Here is a 16,390-nt window from a genome sequence, read left to right on the forward strand (position 1 = left end):
GCCCGCAATTTTGTGATTTTACCAGCTAAGTGCCGCCTGTTTTAGCACTTATTTGCCCAACGAAGCTGTGTCGCCATGAAGTTTATCATCAAGTTATTTCCTGAAATCACCATCAAGAGTCCGTCGGTGCGTTTGCGCTTTATCAAGATTCTTGCCAGCAATATCCGCAACGTCCTGAAAACCGTCAGCGACGACATCGCCGTTGTGCGCTACTGGGATCACATTGAAGTGCGGTCAAAAAATGCGGCGCTGGCGGACATTATTCCCGATGAGCTTTCCCGCATTCCCGGTATCCATCACGTTTTAGCGGTTGAAGATCGCGAGTACACCGATATTCATCACATCTTTGAACAGACGTTAGCGCAGTATCGCGACAGCCTGGAAGGGAAGAGTTTCTGCGTGCGTGTGAAACGTCGCGGTAAGCACAGCTTCAGTTCGCAGGATGTAGAGCGCTATGTGGGTGGTGGTCTGAATCAGCATATTGAAAGCGCCCGCGTGCAGCTTAAAAATCCTGACGTGACGGTGAACCTTGAAGTTGAAGAGAATCGCCTGACGCTGGTGACGGCGCGCTACGAAGGTCTGGGCGGTTTCCCGATCGGCACGCAGGAAGATGTGCTGTCGCTGATTTCCGGCGGTTTCGACTCCGGTGTCTCCAGCTATATGCTGCTGCGCCGCGGCAGCCGCGTGCATTACTGCTTCTTTAACCTTGGCGGTGCCGCGCATGAGATTGGCGTGCGTCAGGTTGCGCACTATCTGTGGAATCGTTTTGGTCGTTCACACCGGGTGCGCTTCGTGGCGATCAATTTTGAGCCGGTCGTCGGTGAGATCCTCGAAAAAGTGGATGACGGCCAGATGGGCGTGGTGCTGAAGCGCATGATGGTACGTGCTGCCTCGACGGTTGCTGAGCGCTACGGCGTGCAGGCGCTGGTCACGGGTGAAGCGGTAGGGCAGGTGTCGAGCCAGACGCTGACCAACCTGCGCCTGATTGATAACGCGTCGGATACGCTGATTCTGCGTCCGCTGATCTCTCATGACAAAGAGCACATCATCAGAGTTGCCCGGGAGATTGGCACAGAAGATTTCGCCAGCACCATGCCGGAATATTGTGGTGTGATCTCAAAAAGCCCGACGGTGAAGGCGGTGAAGGCGAAGATTGAGGCGGAAGAGCAGAATTTCGACTTCTCGATTCTGGATCGGGTCATCGAAGAAGCGACCAATGTCGATATTCGTACTATTGCTGAGCAAACGGAAGAGGAGGTGGTGGAAGTTGAGACCGTCGCGCTTCTGAGTGACAACGATGTGGTGCTGGATATCCGCTCTATTGATGAGCAGGAAGAGAAGCCCCTGACGCTGAACGCCACGGAAGTGAAGTCGCTGCCATTCTACAAACTCAGTACGCAGTTTGGCGATCTCGATCAGAACCGCACCTGGTTGCTCTACTGCGATCGTGGTGTGATGAGCCGTCTGCAGGCGCTCTATCTGCATGAGCAGGGCTTTAAGAACGTTAAAGTCTACCGCCCGTAGTCATCGCTCTGAGCCAGTCAGTGCCTGTTCAGGTCTGACTGGCTTTCTCGTTTTAAGCCTGAGTCTTTACGCCTGATAGTCATAAATGCCGGGAGCCAGCACCAGCTGTGCAGCGACCTCACGCGCCATCTCTTTTCCCACCAGCAGATCGATCAGCTTCAGCGCAAAATCCATTGCCGTGCCAGGTCCCTGGCTGGTCAGCAGATTAACGCGGGGATCCCAGACGACACGTCGCTCCATCCACTTTTCCTCCGGAATCGTCTCTTTCAGGCCAGGAAAGCCGGTCATGTTACCGACCGGGAAGAGATCGTGAGGGATCAGTACCGTGCCTGCGGCTGCGCATATCGCGGCGACAATCTTCTCATTAAGGTGAAACTGACGCACCGTTTCGACCAGCAGCGGACTGTCACGGAAGGTCTCCGCGCCTTTCAGGCCGCCGGGCAGGACGATGGCGGCGAAATCGTTGTCGGCGACTTCGACCAACGTGACGTCAGCCAGCAGACGAACACCGCGTGAGCAGACAATCTCCCGGCTGCCATCGCTTTCGACGCTGGCGGTAACAACCTTCAGCCCGGCCCGAACCAGCAGGTCGATGGTGGTGACAGCTTCGGTTTCTTCACTGCCATGTGCCAGGCAAACCAGCACTGATGCGTTCGCGGTCATAATGGGACTCCTTGCGTTTTACAATGTCATACAGACGGGTGTTCTCCGTCAGCACCAGGCCGTGCGTCCGGGCGCGGCGCAGCAGAAAGCCGCTGATATAGTCGATTTCGGTGAGCCGCTGGGCGCGAACGTCCTGCAGCATCGATGAGGTATTGGCCGCGGTACTTTCGATCACGTCGAAGATGATGTCCTGCAGGCTGTCACTGGCGACGTTCTGGCCTTCACGATCCATAACCCAGCTGATCTCTTCGCACAATTGCGCAATTTGCTCCGGATACGCGCGCAATGCGCCGTTCTGGCACTCATACTCTACGCTGAGCGGGTTGATGACGCAGTTGACGGCCAGTTTGCGCCAGCAGGCCGCCCGGATGTTGTCATGCCAGGCAACGTCGGGCAGGGCAGGGTGCAGGATGTCGGCGAGGTCACTGTAAGCGGCGCTTTTGCGGTTACCGGGACCAATGTGGGTGATGCCACTGGCGATGTGCTTGATAACGGTGCCATCACGCATCGCCGCATGCGTGGTGACGCCACGCAGGAGTGGCTGAGTAAGCCCTTTGAGTTCCTCCAGCGTACCCATACCGTTGTGCAGCAGCAGCACCGGGCAGTTTTCTGGCAGCACACTTTCCAGATTCTTCACGGCGGGTGAAACCTGTGGCGCTTTGAGTGTGACCAGCAGCAGCTGGCTTTCCGCCAGGAATAGCGGATCGTTGGCGATAAACGTGCGATTCGAGATGTTGCCCTGAGGATCGATTACATTGGCTGAGCAGTAAGGCTGCGGCACGCGCAGCCATCCCTGTACTTCATGTCCCTGGCGGGCAAGCGCTGTCAGCCAGACCTGACCCAATGCACCGCAACCTAACACGGTAATTTTCATGCTGCCTCCCGCTGGCGGGCTATCCATCTGTTATTTACTGTCACACCTACATTATAGCGTTGTGTGCAGCCTGATTTTATTTAGCACCTTAAGACGCGTATTATGCATGTCACTTTAGCGTCAGGAGAAGAAGAGATGCCATCTTTCGATATCGTTTCAGAAGTCGATCTGCAGGAAATTCGCAATGCGGTGGAGAATGCTAACCGTGAAGTGTCTACCCGCTTCGATTTCCGCAACGTGAGCGCCGAGTTCGAGCTCAACGAAAAGAATGAAACCATCAAGATCACCAGCGAGTCTGATTTCCAGGTTAAGCAGCTGGTCGATATTTTGCGTGAGAAGTTGCTGAAGCGCGGGATTGAAGGCGGAGCCTTAGAGGTGCCGGAAGAGATCGAGCACAGCGGCAAAAGCTGGGCGGTCGATGCCAAGCTGAAGAAAGGCATTGAGAGCGACGTGGCGAAGAAGCTGGTGAAGCTGATTAAAGACAGCAAGCTTAAAGTGCAGACCCAGATTCAGGGTGAAGCATTGCGTGTGACCGGCAAGGCGCGTGATGATTTGCAGGGTGCGATGGCGATCGTGCGCGGCAGCAATCTGGGCCAGCCGTTCCAGTTTAAAAACTTCCGCGATTAAGTGGGGGAGGCTGAATTTTCAGCATGAATGCAGTGATAAAAAACCCGGCTCAGGCCGGGTTTTTTGTTATTAATAGGGGATATTACTTTGAAAATGTCTAGCGTATAGAGCAGGTTAGGAGTTGCGGCGTCTGCAAGATCGTGTACCGGGTCAGGGAGCCAGTGCCTTATGCAAAGACACAACAGCGCCATCCATGGCGGGCTCAGCGCGGGCGATTACGCACCTCATCCCTGAGGTGCGCCCGTTGCCGGGCCAACGCGCTGCGTTGTTCAAAAACGCCTGGCGTTTTTAGTACGTACCTCATCCCTGAGGTGCGCCCGTAGCCGGGCCAACGCGTTGCGTTGTTCAAAAAAAACGCTCCCGGCGTTTTTGTCCCTGCCCGCGATGCTTTGCTACAGGCACAGGCTCCCATCGCTTTAAGCTGGTTAGTGGTCTGTAAGAAGGATTGCGCGGGTTGATATTTATTCAGAAACTTAAATGCGGGTGAACCTGGCAGCAGCGCAAAAGCTCAGGGGCGCAGGGAACAGGGTCAGAGGAGGAAAGCGTCCCGCGCCAGGACGGCGCGGGCCGAGCATGCCATGGATGGCGGCTTTTGCGACTTTCCGATCTGACACTGTTCCCTGAGCCAGCTCGATCCTGAAGCGAAACGAGCGGAAGTTGTCGCGAAAATTTTCTTAAACTAGCAACTCCCCAGCAGCGCTTCCAGCTCAGGGCGGCTGGTGACCTTACTATCAATTTTGATATACGCGCTTTTCTCTTCCGGCACGATAAACACGGAGTTAACGCCCTTCTGCGCCTTCAGACGCTGCTCAAGATTCGGCACAGCCAGTGCGGCATCACTCAGAACGATGCGCAGGCTACTGACATAAGGCGGCTCTTGCATCGTCATGCTGACAAACAGCCAGGCTGCTGCTACCATCGCGCCCACCAAAAACACGGTCTGCGCATCGAAATGACCAAACACCCAGCCACCCATGCTGCCGCCAACGGCCACGCCCAGGAACTGGCTGGTGGAATAAATCCCCATCGCCGTACCTTTGTAACCTGCGGGTGACTCTTTACTGATCAGCGAAGGCAGAATGGCTTCCATCAGATTAAAGGCGAAAAAGAAGAGCTGAACACCCACTACCAGCGTCCAGAAGTGGCCTTCTGCACCCCAGAGCACGATCTCCGCAATGACAATCATCCCGACGCAGCCGACAAAGACGCGCTTCATACGGCGCTTCACTTCGGCATAGATGATGAACGGGACCACGCCCGCAAAGGCGATCAGCATGGTAGAGAGATAGACTTTCCAGTGCTCGGGGGCCGGGAATCCAGCCTGTTCAAACTGCCCAGGCAACGCGACAAAGCTCGACATCAGCAGAACGTGCAGGCAGAAAATCCCGATGTTGAGCTTTACCAGACGCGGGTTAGCCATCACTTTGCGGAAGCTGCCTTTCACCATGCCTGATTCACGGTTCAGGACATGATGGGAGGCGGATGGCACTACCAGCAGGGTGATCACGATTCCCAGTGACGCCAGAATCGCAATCATCCAGAACAGCGCATGCAGACCCAATGCATGAGTCACAACCGGGCCGACCACCATCGCAATCGCGAAGGTCACGCCAAAACTGATGCCGATAAAGGCCATCGCTTTGGTGCGGTTCTGCTCACGGGTTAAGTCTGATAACAGCGCCATCACCGCAGCCGCAATCGCGCCCGAGCCCTGTAATGCGCGGCCCAGAATAATGCCCCAGATGGAGTCGGTGCAGGCTGCGATAACGCTGCCCAGAACAAACAGCAGCAGTCCGCCAACGATCAACGGCTTGCGGCCGATGCGATCAGAGAGCAGACCAAAAGGAATCTGAAATATCGCCTGAGCAAGGCCATAGATGCCAATCGCCAGACCAATTAAGGTTTCACTCGCGCCCTGTAATGCCATGCCATAAGTGGTCAGTACCGGCAGGACCATAAACATCCCAAGCATACGCAGGGAAAAGACCGTACCGAGGCCCCATGTGGCGCGCAGCTCCACCGGAGTCATTTTATTATCGTTCATTCCAACCTCTGTTAATGTGCTGCATTTATTCTAGGGGGCGGGGCAGGGCGGGTAAAACAATAGTTTTTAAGCAGTGGTAACAAAAAGAAAGGGCGCGAAAATCGCGCCCTTTTCATGCTGTATCGGTGCCGGTTACCAGACGTAGGTCAGCAGGTCCTTCGAAGCCGGAGCCATCGAATCTACCGACATCATCACGCTCAGCGCGGTGATGGTTACGATAGAGAAGACAAACAGCTTACGCGCCCAGACACGGTCATCTGCGGTTTTGTAACCCGATAACGCCATGCCCAGCCACCAGACGCTGACCGCAGCGGCCACCACCAGATATTTGTAGCCCGCGTAACCGCCCAGCGTCAGCATCAGCGTGGCAATCATAAACGCCAGGATATAGAGCGTAATATGATTCTTCGCGACGGAAATGCCTTTCACCACCGGCAGAACCGGGATGTTCGCTGCCTGGTAATCTTTAAAGCGGAAGATAGCAATCGCGTACGAATGCGGCATCTGCCACAGGCTAAAGATAGCCAGCAGGATCAACGCGCCAGCATCAAACTGGTTAGAGACGGCGCAGTAGCCGATAACCGGCGGCGCAGCACCCGACAGACTGCCAATCAGCGTTCCGTAAACGGAATTACGCTTCATGTACAGGCTGTAGATGCCTACGTACACTACGAAGCCCATCACCGCCAGCCACATGGCCAGCGGATTAGCACCGAAGTAGAGCAACGCAAAGCCAGCAATACCCAGCACAGTGGCATAAACCAGGCTTACTTTCGCGGAGATAAGGCCTTTTACCAGCACCCGATTCCTGGTTCTCTCCATCTTGATGTCGATGTCGCGGTCAATCACGTTGTTGAAAACACAACCCGATGCAACCACCAGTGACACGCCCACCAGGGTGATGAGAAACAGGGCGTAATCCGTGTTGCCTTTGGAGGCCAACAGGAATCCGCCGATCACAGAAATTAAATTCCCGAAAATAATTCCTGGTTTTGTAACTTGCAGGTATTGCTTAAACATTACGCGTGACTCTTTAGTGAGGCATCATGTTGTAGTTGAGGTTCCACATGATCCACAGTGAGCCTACTACGACAATCAGGATGATGATGGCCGAGAAAACAATGGCTACCATGTTCCAGCCACCCTCAGATTTGCTGTCTAAGTGCAGGAAGTACACCAGGTGAACCAGCACCTGAATGACCGCACACACCAGAACAACACCGAGGATAGTACCGTGAGATGCACTGCCATCCATCACCATCCAGAACGGGATTGCCGTCAGGATGATAGAGAGGATGAAGCCGATCATGTAGGACTTCACGCTACCGTGTGAAGCGCCATGTTCGTTAACAGAATGACTCATTACATGGCTCCCATCAGGTAAACAACGGTGAAGACGCAAATCCAGACCACGTCCAGGAAGTGCCAGAACAGGCTCAGACACATGATACGGGTGCGGTTAGTCGCGTTCAGGCCACGTTTAGACACCTGGAACATCAGAACCAGCATCCAGATCAGACCGGAGGTCACGTGCAGACCGTGGGTACCGACCAGCGTAAAGAAGCCAGACAGGAAGCCACTGCGATCCGGACCAAAGCCTTCAGCAATCAGGTGATGGAATTCATAGATTTCCATACCGATGAAGCCCAGACCAAACAGGAAGGTCAGCGCCAGCCAGCCGATAACGGCACCTTTTTGCTCCTTGTTCATGGAGATAACAGCCATGCCGTAAGTGATCGAACTCAACAGCAGCAGGGCGGTTTCTACCAGAACAAACGGCAGCTCAAAGATATCTTTACCTGCCGGGCCACCGGCAGTGTTGTTGACCATGACGGCATAGGTCGCAAACAGGGTTGCGAAGATAATGCAGTCACTCATCAGGTAGATCCAGAAGCCAAAGACTTTATTGGCTCCTGCATCGTGATGCCCATGCTCCGCATGGGCGTCGTGGTGATGTTTAATCAGAGTTTCAGTTGACATTATTTCAGACCTGCTTTGCTGATTTCGTCAAAGTGCTGGTTCTCAATCTTCTGAACTTCGGCAACCGGAACGTAGTAATCCACGTCTTCGTCGAAGCTCTTCACGATCCAGGTAACGATCATGCCGAGGAATGAAAGACCCGCCATCCACCAAATATGCCAGATCAGCGCGAAGCCCATCACAGTAGCGAATGCGCAGATGACGATTGCCGCACCACTGTTTTTCGGCATATGAATTTCTTCATACGATGCCGGCTGTTTGTACGCTTCGCCTTTCTCTTTCATTTCCCAGAACGCATCACGCTCATGGACATGTGGGATCACAGCAAAGTTATAGAACGGAGGTGGTGAAGAGGTTGCCCACTCCAGCGTACGACCGCCCCACGGGTCACCTGTCACATCACGGTTCTGGTCGCGATCACGTACGGAGACGTAGAACATGGTCAGCTGACACAGGATACCCAGTGCAATCAGACCTGCACCGACCGCAGCAACCACCAGAAGAGGGTGGAACTGTGGATCGATATCCTGGCTCAGACGACGGGTCATACCCATGAAGCCCAGTGCGTACAGCGGCATAAAGGCAACGAAGAAGCCAATGATCCAGAACCAGAATGCGCGCTTACCCCAGGTTTCGTTCAGGGTGAAGCCGAATGCTTTCGGGAACCAGTAGGTCACGCCCGCCATACAACCGAAGACCACACCACCGATGATTACGTTGTGGAAGTGTGCAATCAGGAACAGGCTGTTGTGCAGAATAAAGTCAGCGCCCGGAACGGCCAGCAGTACGCCGGTCATACCCCCTACAGAGAAGGTTACCAGGAAGCCAACGGTCCACAGCATGGCAGAGTGCATCTGAATGCGGCCCTGATACATGGTGAACAGCCAGTTAAAGATTTTAACCCCGGTCGGAATCGCGATGATCATCGTCATGATACCGAAGAAGGCGTTAACGTTGGCACCCGCACCCATGGTGAAGAAGTGGTGCAACCAGACGATGAACGACAGCACGGTAATGGCGATAGTCGCCCATACCAGCGAGGTATAACCAAACAGACGTTTTTTGGAGAAGGTCGCGGTAATTTCTGCGAACACACCAAACACCGGCAGTACCAGGATATACACTTCCGGATGGCCCCAGACCCAGATCAGGTTGACGTACATCATCATGTTCCCGCCCATTTCATTGGTGAAGAAATGGAAGCCGAGATAACGATCAAGGGTCAACAGCGCCAGGGTCACGGTCAGAACCGGGAACGCAGCGATGATCAGGACGTTGGTGCACAGCGCGGTCCAGGTAAAGACCGGCATTTTGAACAGGCTCATGCCCGGTGCGCGCATCTTCAGGATGGTCACGAAGAAGTTAATACCGGTTAAGGTCGTACCAATACCTGAGAGCTGAAGGCTCCAGATCCAGTAATCGACCCCGACGCCGGGACTGTACTCCGCGCCGGAGAGCGGCGGATAAGCCAGCCAGCCGGTCTGTGCGAACTCGCCCACACCCAGAGACAGGTTAACCAGGATCACACCGACCGCGGTAAACCAGAAGCTCAGGTTGTTCAGGAACGGGAACGCAACGTCACGTGCACCAATCTGCAACGGAACGGCGATGTTCATCAGGCCAACCACGAAAGGCATCGCCACGAAGAAGATCATAATCACGCCGTGCGCGGTAAAGATCTGGTCGTAGTGGTGCGGTGGCAGAATTCCCGCTTCACCGGCCGAAGCCATCACCTGCTGGGTACGCATCATAATGGCATCTGCGAAGCCACGAATCAGCATGACGAACGCCATGATGATATACATGATACCCAGGCGTTTGTGGTCAACTGACGTCAGCCATTCAGACCACAGATATTTCCACTTACCAAAATAGGTGAGCGCAGCGACCAGCGCAGCACCACCTATCAGGATAGCGGCAACCGTAACCATGATAATCGGCTCATGATACGGCACTGCATCAAGTGTTAATTTTCCTAACATCGTATTATTCCTCGGCTCCCGCGGAAGCGGCGTGACTCATGTCCATACCTTCATGCTGTGGCATGTCCATTTTCCCGTGGCTCATCCTGAACTTGTCCATAACCTGCATGAACAGTTTCGGATCAGCTGAAGAGAAATATTCCACCGGATGATTTTCGCTTGGTACAGCCACTTTCTCGAAATCTTCCATGGTGGTCAGCGTGTTAGGGGCTGCTTTGACTTTAGCCACCCACTGCTGGAATTCCGCATCGTCTTTGGTTGCAATGGCTTTAAACTTCATGCCAGAGAAACCGCGACCACTGAAGTTCGCAGAGATACCGTCGAAAGTGCCTGGTTCATTCGCAATCAGATGCAGTTTGGTCTGCATACCCGCCATCGCATAAATCTGGCTGCCGAGTGTTGGAATGAAGAAAGAGTTCATGACGGAGTTAGAGGTGATTTTAAAGTTCACCGGAGTATTTGCCGGGAAGGCAATCTGGTTCACGGTCGCAATACCCTGTTCCGGATAAATGAACAACCATTTCCAGTCCAGTGCAACCACATCGATCTCAACCGGTTTCACATCAGATTGCAGCGGTTTGCTGGGCTCCAGTGCGTGGGTTGATTTCCAGGTCAGTACGCTGAGGAAGAGAATGATCAGGATCGGAATGGTCCAGACCACGGCTTCAACCTTGTTAGAGTGTGACCAGTTAGGGCTGTACTTCGCATTCGTGTTGGACGCCCGATACTTCCAGGCAAACACCACGGCCATCAGGACTGCGGGAATCACGACGATCAACATCAGGCCAAAGGCAGTCAGTATCAGCGAACGTTGCTCCAGTGCAATCTGTCCTTTGGGATTTAACAATGCACTATCGCAGCCACTCATTAATAAAGTGCCTGCAATTAATGACAAAATCCCCAAACTTTTATTGTATTTACTGAGTCTCATTTAACGACCTCAATGACAAAGGGCTCTATTGTCGTTTAAGTGTGCGCGCATTTTACGGGAAGGTTTATGCAGTGTAAACCAGCTTAAGGATGTGTCAGATACGTGTTGACACCTTTTGCTAAGGGTGTCACAGATGTTGCGCCAGGTGACAAATAATTAACGCAGACAAGCAGTTGGCATCAATATAACAAAAACCGATGGAAGTAACCGTAAAAAAATCAGGGAAAGGAATAACCCTTACTTTTAACTCCCAAATATTTAACAAGTCTGCATCATTTGCGCGATGAAATTTAACTAAAGTAATTGCTAACCGGTTTTTAGTATTTCCGCTACGCCTCCTCAGGATCTATTCTTATTTTTTAAAAATAACACGCGATGATAAATGACGGCGACTTATCCGGACGTCACAAAATAAGCCGCAGCCCGTTAACCTATCGATTTCACTTAAGCATCTGACGCGGGCAACACCGGCGTTCTCTTCAGTGCCCTGTAATCCAGCAACACCCCGACAAGCACCGCCAGCAGAGAGAGGCTCATGCCCAGCTCAAACAGGCGGGTCAATAGCGGTGCCAGCGCAATCAGCCCCAGTGCATTCAGTGCCAGCGCGAGCAGCCAGAGAGCCAGCACGCCGCAACCGGCTGCAAACAGACGATTAGTCCAGCGATAGCCATGAGGATAGTAGCTTCGTGTGAGGAAATTGCCACTCTGCTCGACCTGATTAAGCGTCTGGCGGCAAAAAGCCAGCAGCACCAGGCCCGGCACACCCGCGATCACCGTGAAAGCATAAAAAGTTGGCCAGCCCCAGAGTTCTACCAGCCAGCCCGCTGCGGGGCCGACATAGACCCGGCCCACTGCGGAGAGCGCCGATAACAGGGCAAACTGGGTAGCTGAGAACGATTTATTGCACAGCGTCATTAACAACGCGACAAAGGCCGCGGTGCCCATGCCGCCGCAGAGGTTTTCGACAAAGACTGCGCTGGCCATGCTCCACAACTGTTTGTCGGTCACCGCCAGCAGCCAGTAACCAAAGTTTGAAACCGCCTGCAGCACGCCGAAAATGAGCAGCGCCCGGAACAGACTCAGGCGCTGCATCAGTACGCCGCCATAAAGCGCACCGATGATGGTCGCCAGCAGGCCCAGCGTCTTGTTAACCAGGCCGACATCACCGGCATTGAACCCGACGCCGCGGATCAGAAAAGTGGTGGTCAGCGAGGCGGCAAAGGCATCGCCCAGCTTGTAGAGAATAATCAGCGTAATGAGTAGCCAGGCGTTGTTGCGCTGAAAGAAATCTTTCAACGGGTCGACAACTGCCTCTCGCAGTGAATGCGGGGTGGAAGTGCGCGTGTCCGGCTCGCTCGCCATCAGCGTGGCAATAATGCCTGGCACCATCATCAGTGCCATCAGCCAGTAGGTCGCCTGCCAGCCCAGATAGCGGTCAGCCAGCCACAGCGCCAGCCCGCCTGAAATCAGCATCGCCAGCCGATAGCCCAGCACGGTAATCGCTGCGCCGCTGCCGCGCTCTTCAGGTGGCAGAATATCGGTTTTCCAGGCGTCAAAAACGATGTCCTGTGAGGCGGAGCAGAAGGCGATCAGTACTGCCAGCGCCGCCATCAGGGTCAGATCGCGGCCTGGCTGCAGAAATCCCATCGCGACAATCCCGCCCATCAGCGCCAGCTGACTCAGAAGTAACCAGCCGCGACGCCGGCCGAGAAACGGCGGCGTATAGCGGTCCATCATCGGCGACCAGAGAAATTTAAAGACATAGGCCTGGCCGACCAGTGAAAAGAAGCCGATGGTTTTCAGATCGACATTTTCCACTGTCATCCACGCCTGCAACGTGCCCGAAGTCAGTGCCAGCGGCAGTCCGGAAGCAAAACCAAGGAGCAGCAGTACGGCGGCGTTTTTCTGGCTGAAGAGGCGAAGATAGTGGTTCATGCAGATCCTGCAGATAACAAAAAGCCCTGCACGAGGCAGGGCAGAGGTGAGACGGTATTAACGGGCGTTCTGCTTGATGAAGTCGTTAACGCTGGTGTCCTGTGCCATATCCGCGATTACATCGCTCATGGTGGCGTTGACCGCGTTAGTGATCTTCTGGTTATTAGCGTTGAACGCGCCTTCTACGCTGTAAGTCTGGCGGTAGTTTTTAACCTGCTTGTTGCCGTTTTTGGCGGTCGCGATGATAGAGATGTCCGCTTTGGTGGTGATGCTGTAGCGCACATTGCCCTGCGTCACGTCAGCGTAGAGATTGTTAACCACAATCTGCAGATCGACCGCGCCATCAGGACCAATCATATAACCACGTGCGGTCATCTGCTTCTCCAGCACTTCCTGCAGCAGGAAACGGAGATCGCGCGATGGCGTCAGGGTCACTAACTGACCATCACGGTTAACTTTTGCCAGCGCCTGATCTTTACGCTGGTCGGCACCATTGATGCTCACAGTCACGCCCATCAGGCCCGGATCCTGCTGCGGCAGCTGAATTTTAGGCTGGATAGTGAGGGTATTATTGCTGGTTGCACAGCCGGCTAAAATGAACGCAGCCAACAGTGGGAATAACAGTTTTTTCAACATACTTTTTCTCGTGGATGTCAGGGGGTTGGTTTGCAAAAACTGCGGCCATCATAGCATTGCCCGGCAGTGAAAAAAGCCCTGCTACGGGTGAAATTGTCTCTGAAACCGTTTTAAGCCTCTTCTCTGACAGGCTGGTTTGCTGATGGTTTCGACTGCGTTATGATGCCTGCCGGAAGCGGGCTGACATAAAATGCAATATTTAGCGTCCGCCGACGGGTAAGCGCACTAAAAGCGACTAAGATTGAATGAGATGGGGCACCGCGCTCGCCATTGAGGAGTAATAGCCATGATCCGCGAACAAATAGAAGAAAAGCTGCGTGTGGCGTTTCAGCCAGCTCATCTGGAAGTGCATGACGAAAGTTACCGGCACAACGTGCCTGCCGGATCGGAAAGTCACTTCAAAGTGGTTATTGTCAGCGACTGCTTTGCAGGCCTGCGCTTCCTGGCGCGTCATCGTCTGATTTATAGTGAACTGGCGGCTGAATTAGCGGGCAGTGTCCATGCCTTAGCCCTGCATACTTACACCCTGAAAGAGTGGGAAGGGTTGCAGGATACCGTTCTGGCTTCACCTAACTGTCGTGGTGCCGGAAGTCTCGCCTGATCTCCCTTCTCTGAAACGGCCTGCTGGCCGTTTTTTCTGTGATTTAGCGAAAAACGCGATCCCTGGCTCAAAAAAGCAGCAAACCTGCTGAAAAGTGGTGAGTTAGCGTCCTCGACTCATTCCAGCGATGCCGCTATAATGCTGCGTCTATTTTTCCGGAATGTCTTCGGGACGCTTCTGGTAACAGGGATCAGGTTCTCTTCACGGAAGCCGTCCCGGTTGTTGGATACGGCGCATTTCACTATGTGTGGTGTCTGAAGTTGACCGAGCACGTGATTTTTTGAGGTAACAAGATGCAAGTTTCTGTAGAGACCACTCAGGGCCTGGGCCGTCGCATTACGATTACTGTTGCAGCTGACAGCATCGAAAGCGCAGTAAAAAAAGAACTGGTTGACGTTGCCAGGAAAGTTCGCATCGATGGTTTCCGTAAAGGCAAAGTGCCGATGAACATCGTAGCGCAGCGTTACGGCGCTTCTGTCCGTCAGGACGTGCTGGGCGAGCTGATGACGCGCAACTTTGTTGACGCCATCATCAAAGAAAAAATTAATCCGGCTGGCGCACCAAACTACGTGCCAGGCGAATACAAAGAAGGTCAGGATTTTACCTACGCGGTTGAATTCGAAGTTTATCCGGAAGTTGAGCTGAAAGGCCTGGAAAACATCGAAGTTGAAAAGCCTGTTGTTGAAGTGACTGATGCTGACGTTGATACCATGCTGGATACCCTGCGTAAGCAGCAGGCCAACTGGATCGAAAGCGACGTAGCTGCAGGCCCGGAAGATCGTGCAACTATCGATTTCAACGGTTCTGTTGACGGCGAAGAGTTCGAAGGCGGCAAAGCCACTGATTTCGTTCTGGCCATGGGGCAGGGCCGCATGATCCCAGGCTTTGAAGAAGGCGTTGTGGGCCACAAAGCGGGCGAAACGTTCACTATCGACGTGAAATTCCCGGACGACTATCACGCAGAAACCCTGAAAGGGAAAGATGCGAAGTTCGAGATCGTGCTGAAGAAAGTTGAAACGCGTGAGCTGCCAGAGCTGACTGAAGAGTTCATCAAACGTTTCGGCGTTGAAGATGGTTCAGTTGCCGGTCTGCGTACTGAAGTGCGTAAGAACATGGATCGCGAGCTGAAAGGCGCTATCCGTAACCGCATCAAAACTCAGGCGATCGACGGCCTGGTTGAAGCGAACGAAATCGACGTGCCAGCTGCGCTGGTTGACAGCGAAATCGACGTTCTGCGTCGTCAGGCTGCACAGCGTTTCGGTGGCAACGAACAGCAGGCGCTGGAACTGCCACGCGAACTGTTTGAAGAGCAGGCTAAACGCCGTGTTGTTGTCGGTCTGCTGCTGGGCGAAGTGATTCGTACCCACGAGCTGAAAGCTGACGAAGCGCGCGTTAACACCATGATCGAAGAGATGGCTTCTGCGTATGAAGATCCGAAAGAAGTTATCGAGTTCTACAGCAAGAATAACGAGCTGATGAACAACATGCGCAACGTCGCGCTGGAAGAGCAAGCGGTTGAAGCGGTCCTGGCGAAAGCTAAAGTGACCGAGAAAGAGACCAACTTCCAGGAACTGATGAATCAGACCGCTCAGGCCTGATCACGCAGTTAACCGTCTGTGCTAAGCCCGTGACTGAAAAGTCGCGGGCTTTTTTGTGTTTTGCGTACAGAACGCGACTCTTCGCCGCTATTTGCTTAATTAATCGGCAAATTATTCACGCATCGCTTTTTCCGGGTTAGCGAACAGGGAAAAGATTGTTATGCTTGAAACATGCGTGCAGCATCCCCAGATAGTGGGAGTATGCAGAATGAAGAGTGAGGCTGGCTGATTAACCGTCCTGAAGGTGTCGGAAAAGGTGCGACGTGGAGTTTCCCGCGCGTCTTACGTAGAATCGGTACAGAATGTTGCCAATGAAATTTATCCAGGAGACGGTAATGTCATACAGTGGCGATCGTGAATATACTGCACCGCACAATGCGCTGGTGCCAATGGTGGTTGAACAAACTTCGCGTGGTGAGCGTTCTTACGACATCTACTCCCGTCTGCTTAAAGAGCGCGTTATCTTTCTGACTGGCCAGGTTGAAGACCACATGGCGAATCTGATCGTGGCGCAGATGCTGTTTCTGGAAGCTGAGAACCCGGAAAAAGATATCTATCTTTACATCAACTCGCCAGGCGGTGTGATCACGGCCGGTATGTCGATTTACGACACCATGAAATTTATCAAACCGGATGTCAGCACTATCTGTATGGGACAGGCCTGTTCAATGGGTGCGTTCCTGCTGACAGCGGGCACCAAAGGCAAGCGTTTCTGTCTGCCAAACTCGCGCGTGATGATCCACCAGCCGCTGGGCGGCTATCAGGGCCAGGCGTCAGACATTGAAATCCATGCGCGTGAAATCCTCAAAGTTAAACAGCGTATGAATGAGCTGATGGCTGAGCACACCGGTAAAACGCTGGAAGAGATTGAGCGTGATACCGAGCGTGACCGTTTCCTCTCTGCAAATGAAGCGGTAGAGTATGGATTAGTCGATTCAATTCTGACGCATCGCCAATAAGACCCCGACTTACCGTTGTCCCTGGTCTATAGTTAA

The 16,390-nt window shown here is 53.5% G+C and carries 15 protein-coding genes; 5 read left to right on the forward strand and 10 right to left on the reverse strand.

The genetic code is table 11. From position 1 onward, the window contains the following. Nucleotides 1-75: 75 nt before the first annotated feature. Entirely contained in the window at nucleotides 76-1,524 is a 1,449-nt protein-coding gene (gene thiI, locus FA92_RS03265; protein ID WP_013356983.1) for a tRNA uracil 4-sulfurtransferase ThiI, read from the forward strand. Between the two features lie 66 nt (nucleotides 1,525-1,590). On the opposite strand, the gene yajL is transcribed toward thiI, so the two are convergent. Together yajL and panE are read right to left on the reverse strand one after the other, a co-directional pair. After that, the gene (gene yajL, locus FA92_RS03270; RefSeq protein ID WP_013356984.1) at nucleotides 1,591-2,187 is read right to left on the reverse strand and encodes a protein deglycase YajL; all 597 of its coding nucleotides are present in this window, start codon (nucleotides 2,185-2,187) and stop codon (nucleotides 1,591-1,593) included. After that, nucleotides 2,141-3,061, reverse strand: a complete 921-nt coding sequence (gene panE / locus FA92_RS03275) for a 2-dehydropantoate 2-reductase (RefSeq protein ID WP_033782161.1) — start codon at nucleotides 3,059-3,061, stop codon at nucleotides 2,141-2,143. Before panE ends, yajL begins: the two co-directional genes overlap by 47 nt. A 135-nt stretch (nucleotides 3,062-3,196) precedes the next feature. Here panE and FA92_RS03280 point away from each other — a divergent pair, with 135 nt between their 5' ends. Next, nucleotides 3,197-3,688, forward strand: a complete 492-nt coding sequence (locus FA92_RS03280) for a YajQ family cyclic di-GMP-binding protein (RefSeq protein WP_003852530.1) — start codon at nucleotides 3,197-3,199, stop codon at nucleotides 3,686-3,688. 679 nt (nucleotides 3,689-4,367) lie between these two features. Here FA92_RS03280 and FA92_RS03285 read toward each other — a convergent pair. The 8 genes from FA92_RS03285 to FA92_RS03320 form a co-directional block, all read right to left on the reverse strand. After that, entirely contained in the window at nucleotides 4,368-5,732 is a 1,365-nt protein-coding gene (locus FA92_RS03285) for an MFS transporter (RefSeq protein ID WP_033782162.1), read from the reverse strand. A 132-nt stretch (nucleotides 5,733-5,864) separates the two neighbouring features. Beyond that, entirely contained in the window at nucleotides 5,865-6,752 is an 888-nt protein-coding gene (gene cyoE, locus FA92_RS03290) for a heme o synthase (protein WP_010255394.1), read from the reverse strand. A gap of 13 nt (nucleotides 6,753-6,765) precedes the next feature. Beyond that, on the reverse strand, nucleotides 6,766-7,095 hold the full coding sequence (locus FA92_RS03295; protein WP_008924889.1) for a cytochrome o ubiquinol oxidase subunit IV: 330 nt from the start codon (nucleotides 7,093-7,095) through the stop codon (nucleotides 6,766-6,768). After that, a complete protein-coding gene (locus FA92_RS03300; RefSeq protein ID WP_013356987.1) occupies nucleotides 7,095-7,712 on the reverse strand; it encodes a cytochrome o ubiquinol oxidase subunit III in 618 nt (205 codons plus the stop codon). Before FA92_RS03300 ends, FA92_RS03295 begins: the two co-directional genes overlap by 1 nt. Beyond that, nucleotides 7,712-9,694, reverse strand: a complete 1,983-nt coding sequence (gene cyoB, locus FA92_RS03305; RefSeq protein WP_013356988.1) for a cytochrome o ubiquinol oxidase subunit I — start codon at nucleotides 9,692-9,694, stop codon at nucleotides 7,712-7,714. The genes FA92_RS03300 and cyoB overlap by 1 nt, the downstream gene beginning before the upstream one ends. Nucleotides 9,695-9,698: 4 nt before the next feature. Continuing rightward, nucleotides 9,699-10,625, reverse strand: coding sequence for a cytochrome o ubiquinol oxidase subunit II (gene cyoA / locus FA92_RS03310; RefSeq protein ID WP_033731758.1), 927 nt, complete (start codon nucleotides 10,623-10,625; stop codon nucleotides 9,699-9,701). Between the two features lie 444 nt (nucleotides 10,626-11,069). Beyond that, nucleotides 11,070-12,560, reverse strand: coding sequence for a muropeptide MFS transporter AmpG (ampG, locus tag FA92_RS03315; protein ID WP_033782164.1), 1,491 nt, complete (start codon nucleotides 12,558-12,560; stop codon nucleotides 11,070-11,072). Nucleotides 12,561-12,617: 57 nt separating this feature from the next. Next, complete coding sequence (locus tag FA92_RS03320) at nucleotides 12,618-13,196, reverse strand: lipoprotein (protein ID WP_013356991.1); 579 nt, start codon at nucleotides 13,194-13,196, stop codon at nucleotides 12,618-12,620. Nucleotides 13,197-13,482: 286 nt separating this feature from the next. On the opposite strand from FA92_RS03320, the gene bolA reads away from it, so the two are divergent. The 3 genes from bolA to clpP all read left to right on the forward strand — a co-directional run bounded on the left by bolA (nucleotide 13,483) and on the right by clpP (nucleotide 16,354). After that, nucleotides 13,483-13,797, forward strand: a complete 315-nt coding sequence (gene bolA / locus FA92_RS03325) for a transcriptional regulator BolA (RefSeq protein ID WP_033782165.1) — start codon at nucleotides 13,483-13,485, stop codon at nucleotides 13,795-13,797. A gap of 293 nt (nucleotides 13,798-14,090) precedes the next feature. After that, nucleotides 14,091-15,395, forward strand: a complete 1,305-nt coding sequence (gene tig, locus FA92_RS03330) for a trigger factor (protein ID WP_013356994.1) — start codon at nucleotides 14,091-14,093, stop codon at nucleotides 15,393-15,395. A 335-nt stretch (nucleotides 15,396-15,730) separates the two neighbouring features. Continuing rightward, on the forward strand, nucleotides 15,731-16,354 hold the full coding sequence (gene clpP / locus FA92_RS03335) for an ATP-dependent Clp endopeptidase proteolytic subunit ClpP (RefSeq protein ID WP_010255410.1): 624 nt from the start codon (nucleotides 15,731-15,733) through the stop codon (nucleotides 16,352-16,354). Nucleotides 16,355-16,390 lie beyond the last annotated feature (36 nt).

The organism is Pantoea sp. 9140 (assembly GCF_000745295.1).
Classification (GTDB): domain Bacteria; phylum Pseudomonadota; class Gammaproteobacteria; order Enterobacterales; family Enterobacteriaceae; genus Pantoea; species Pantoea vagans.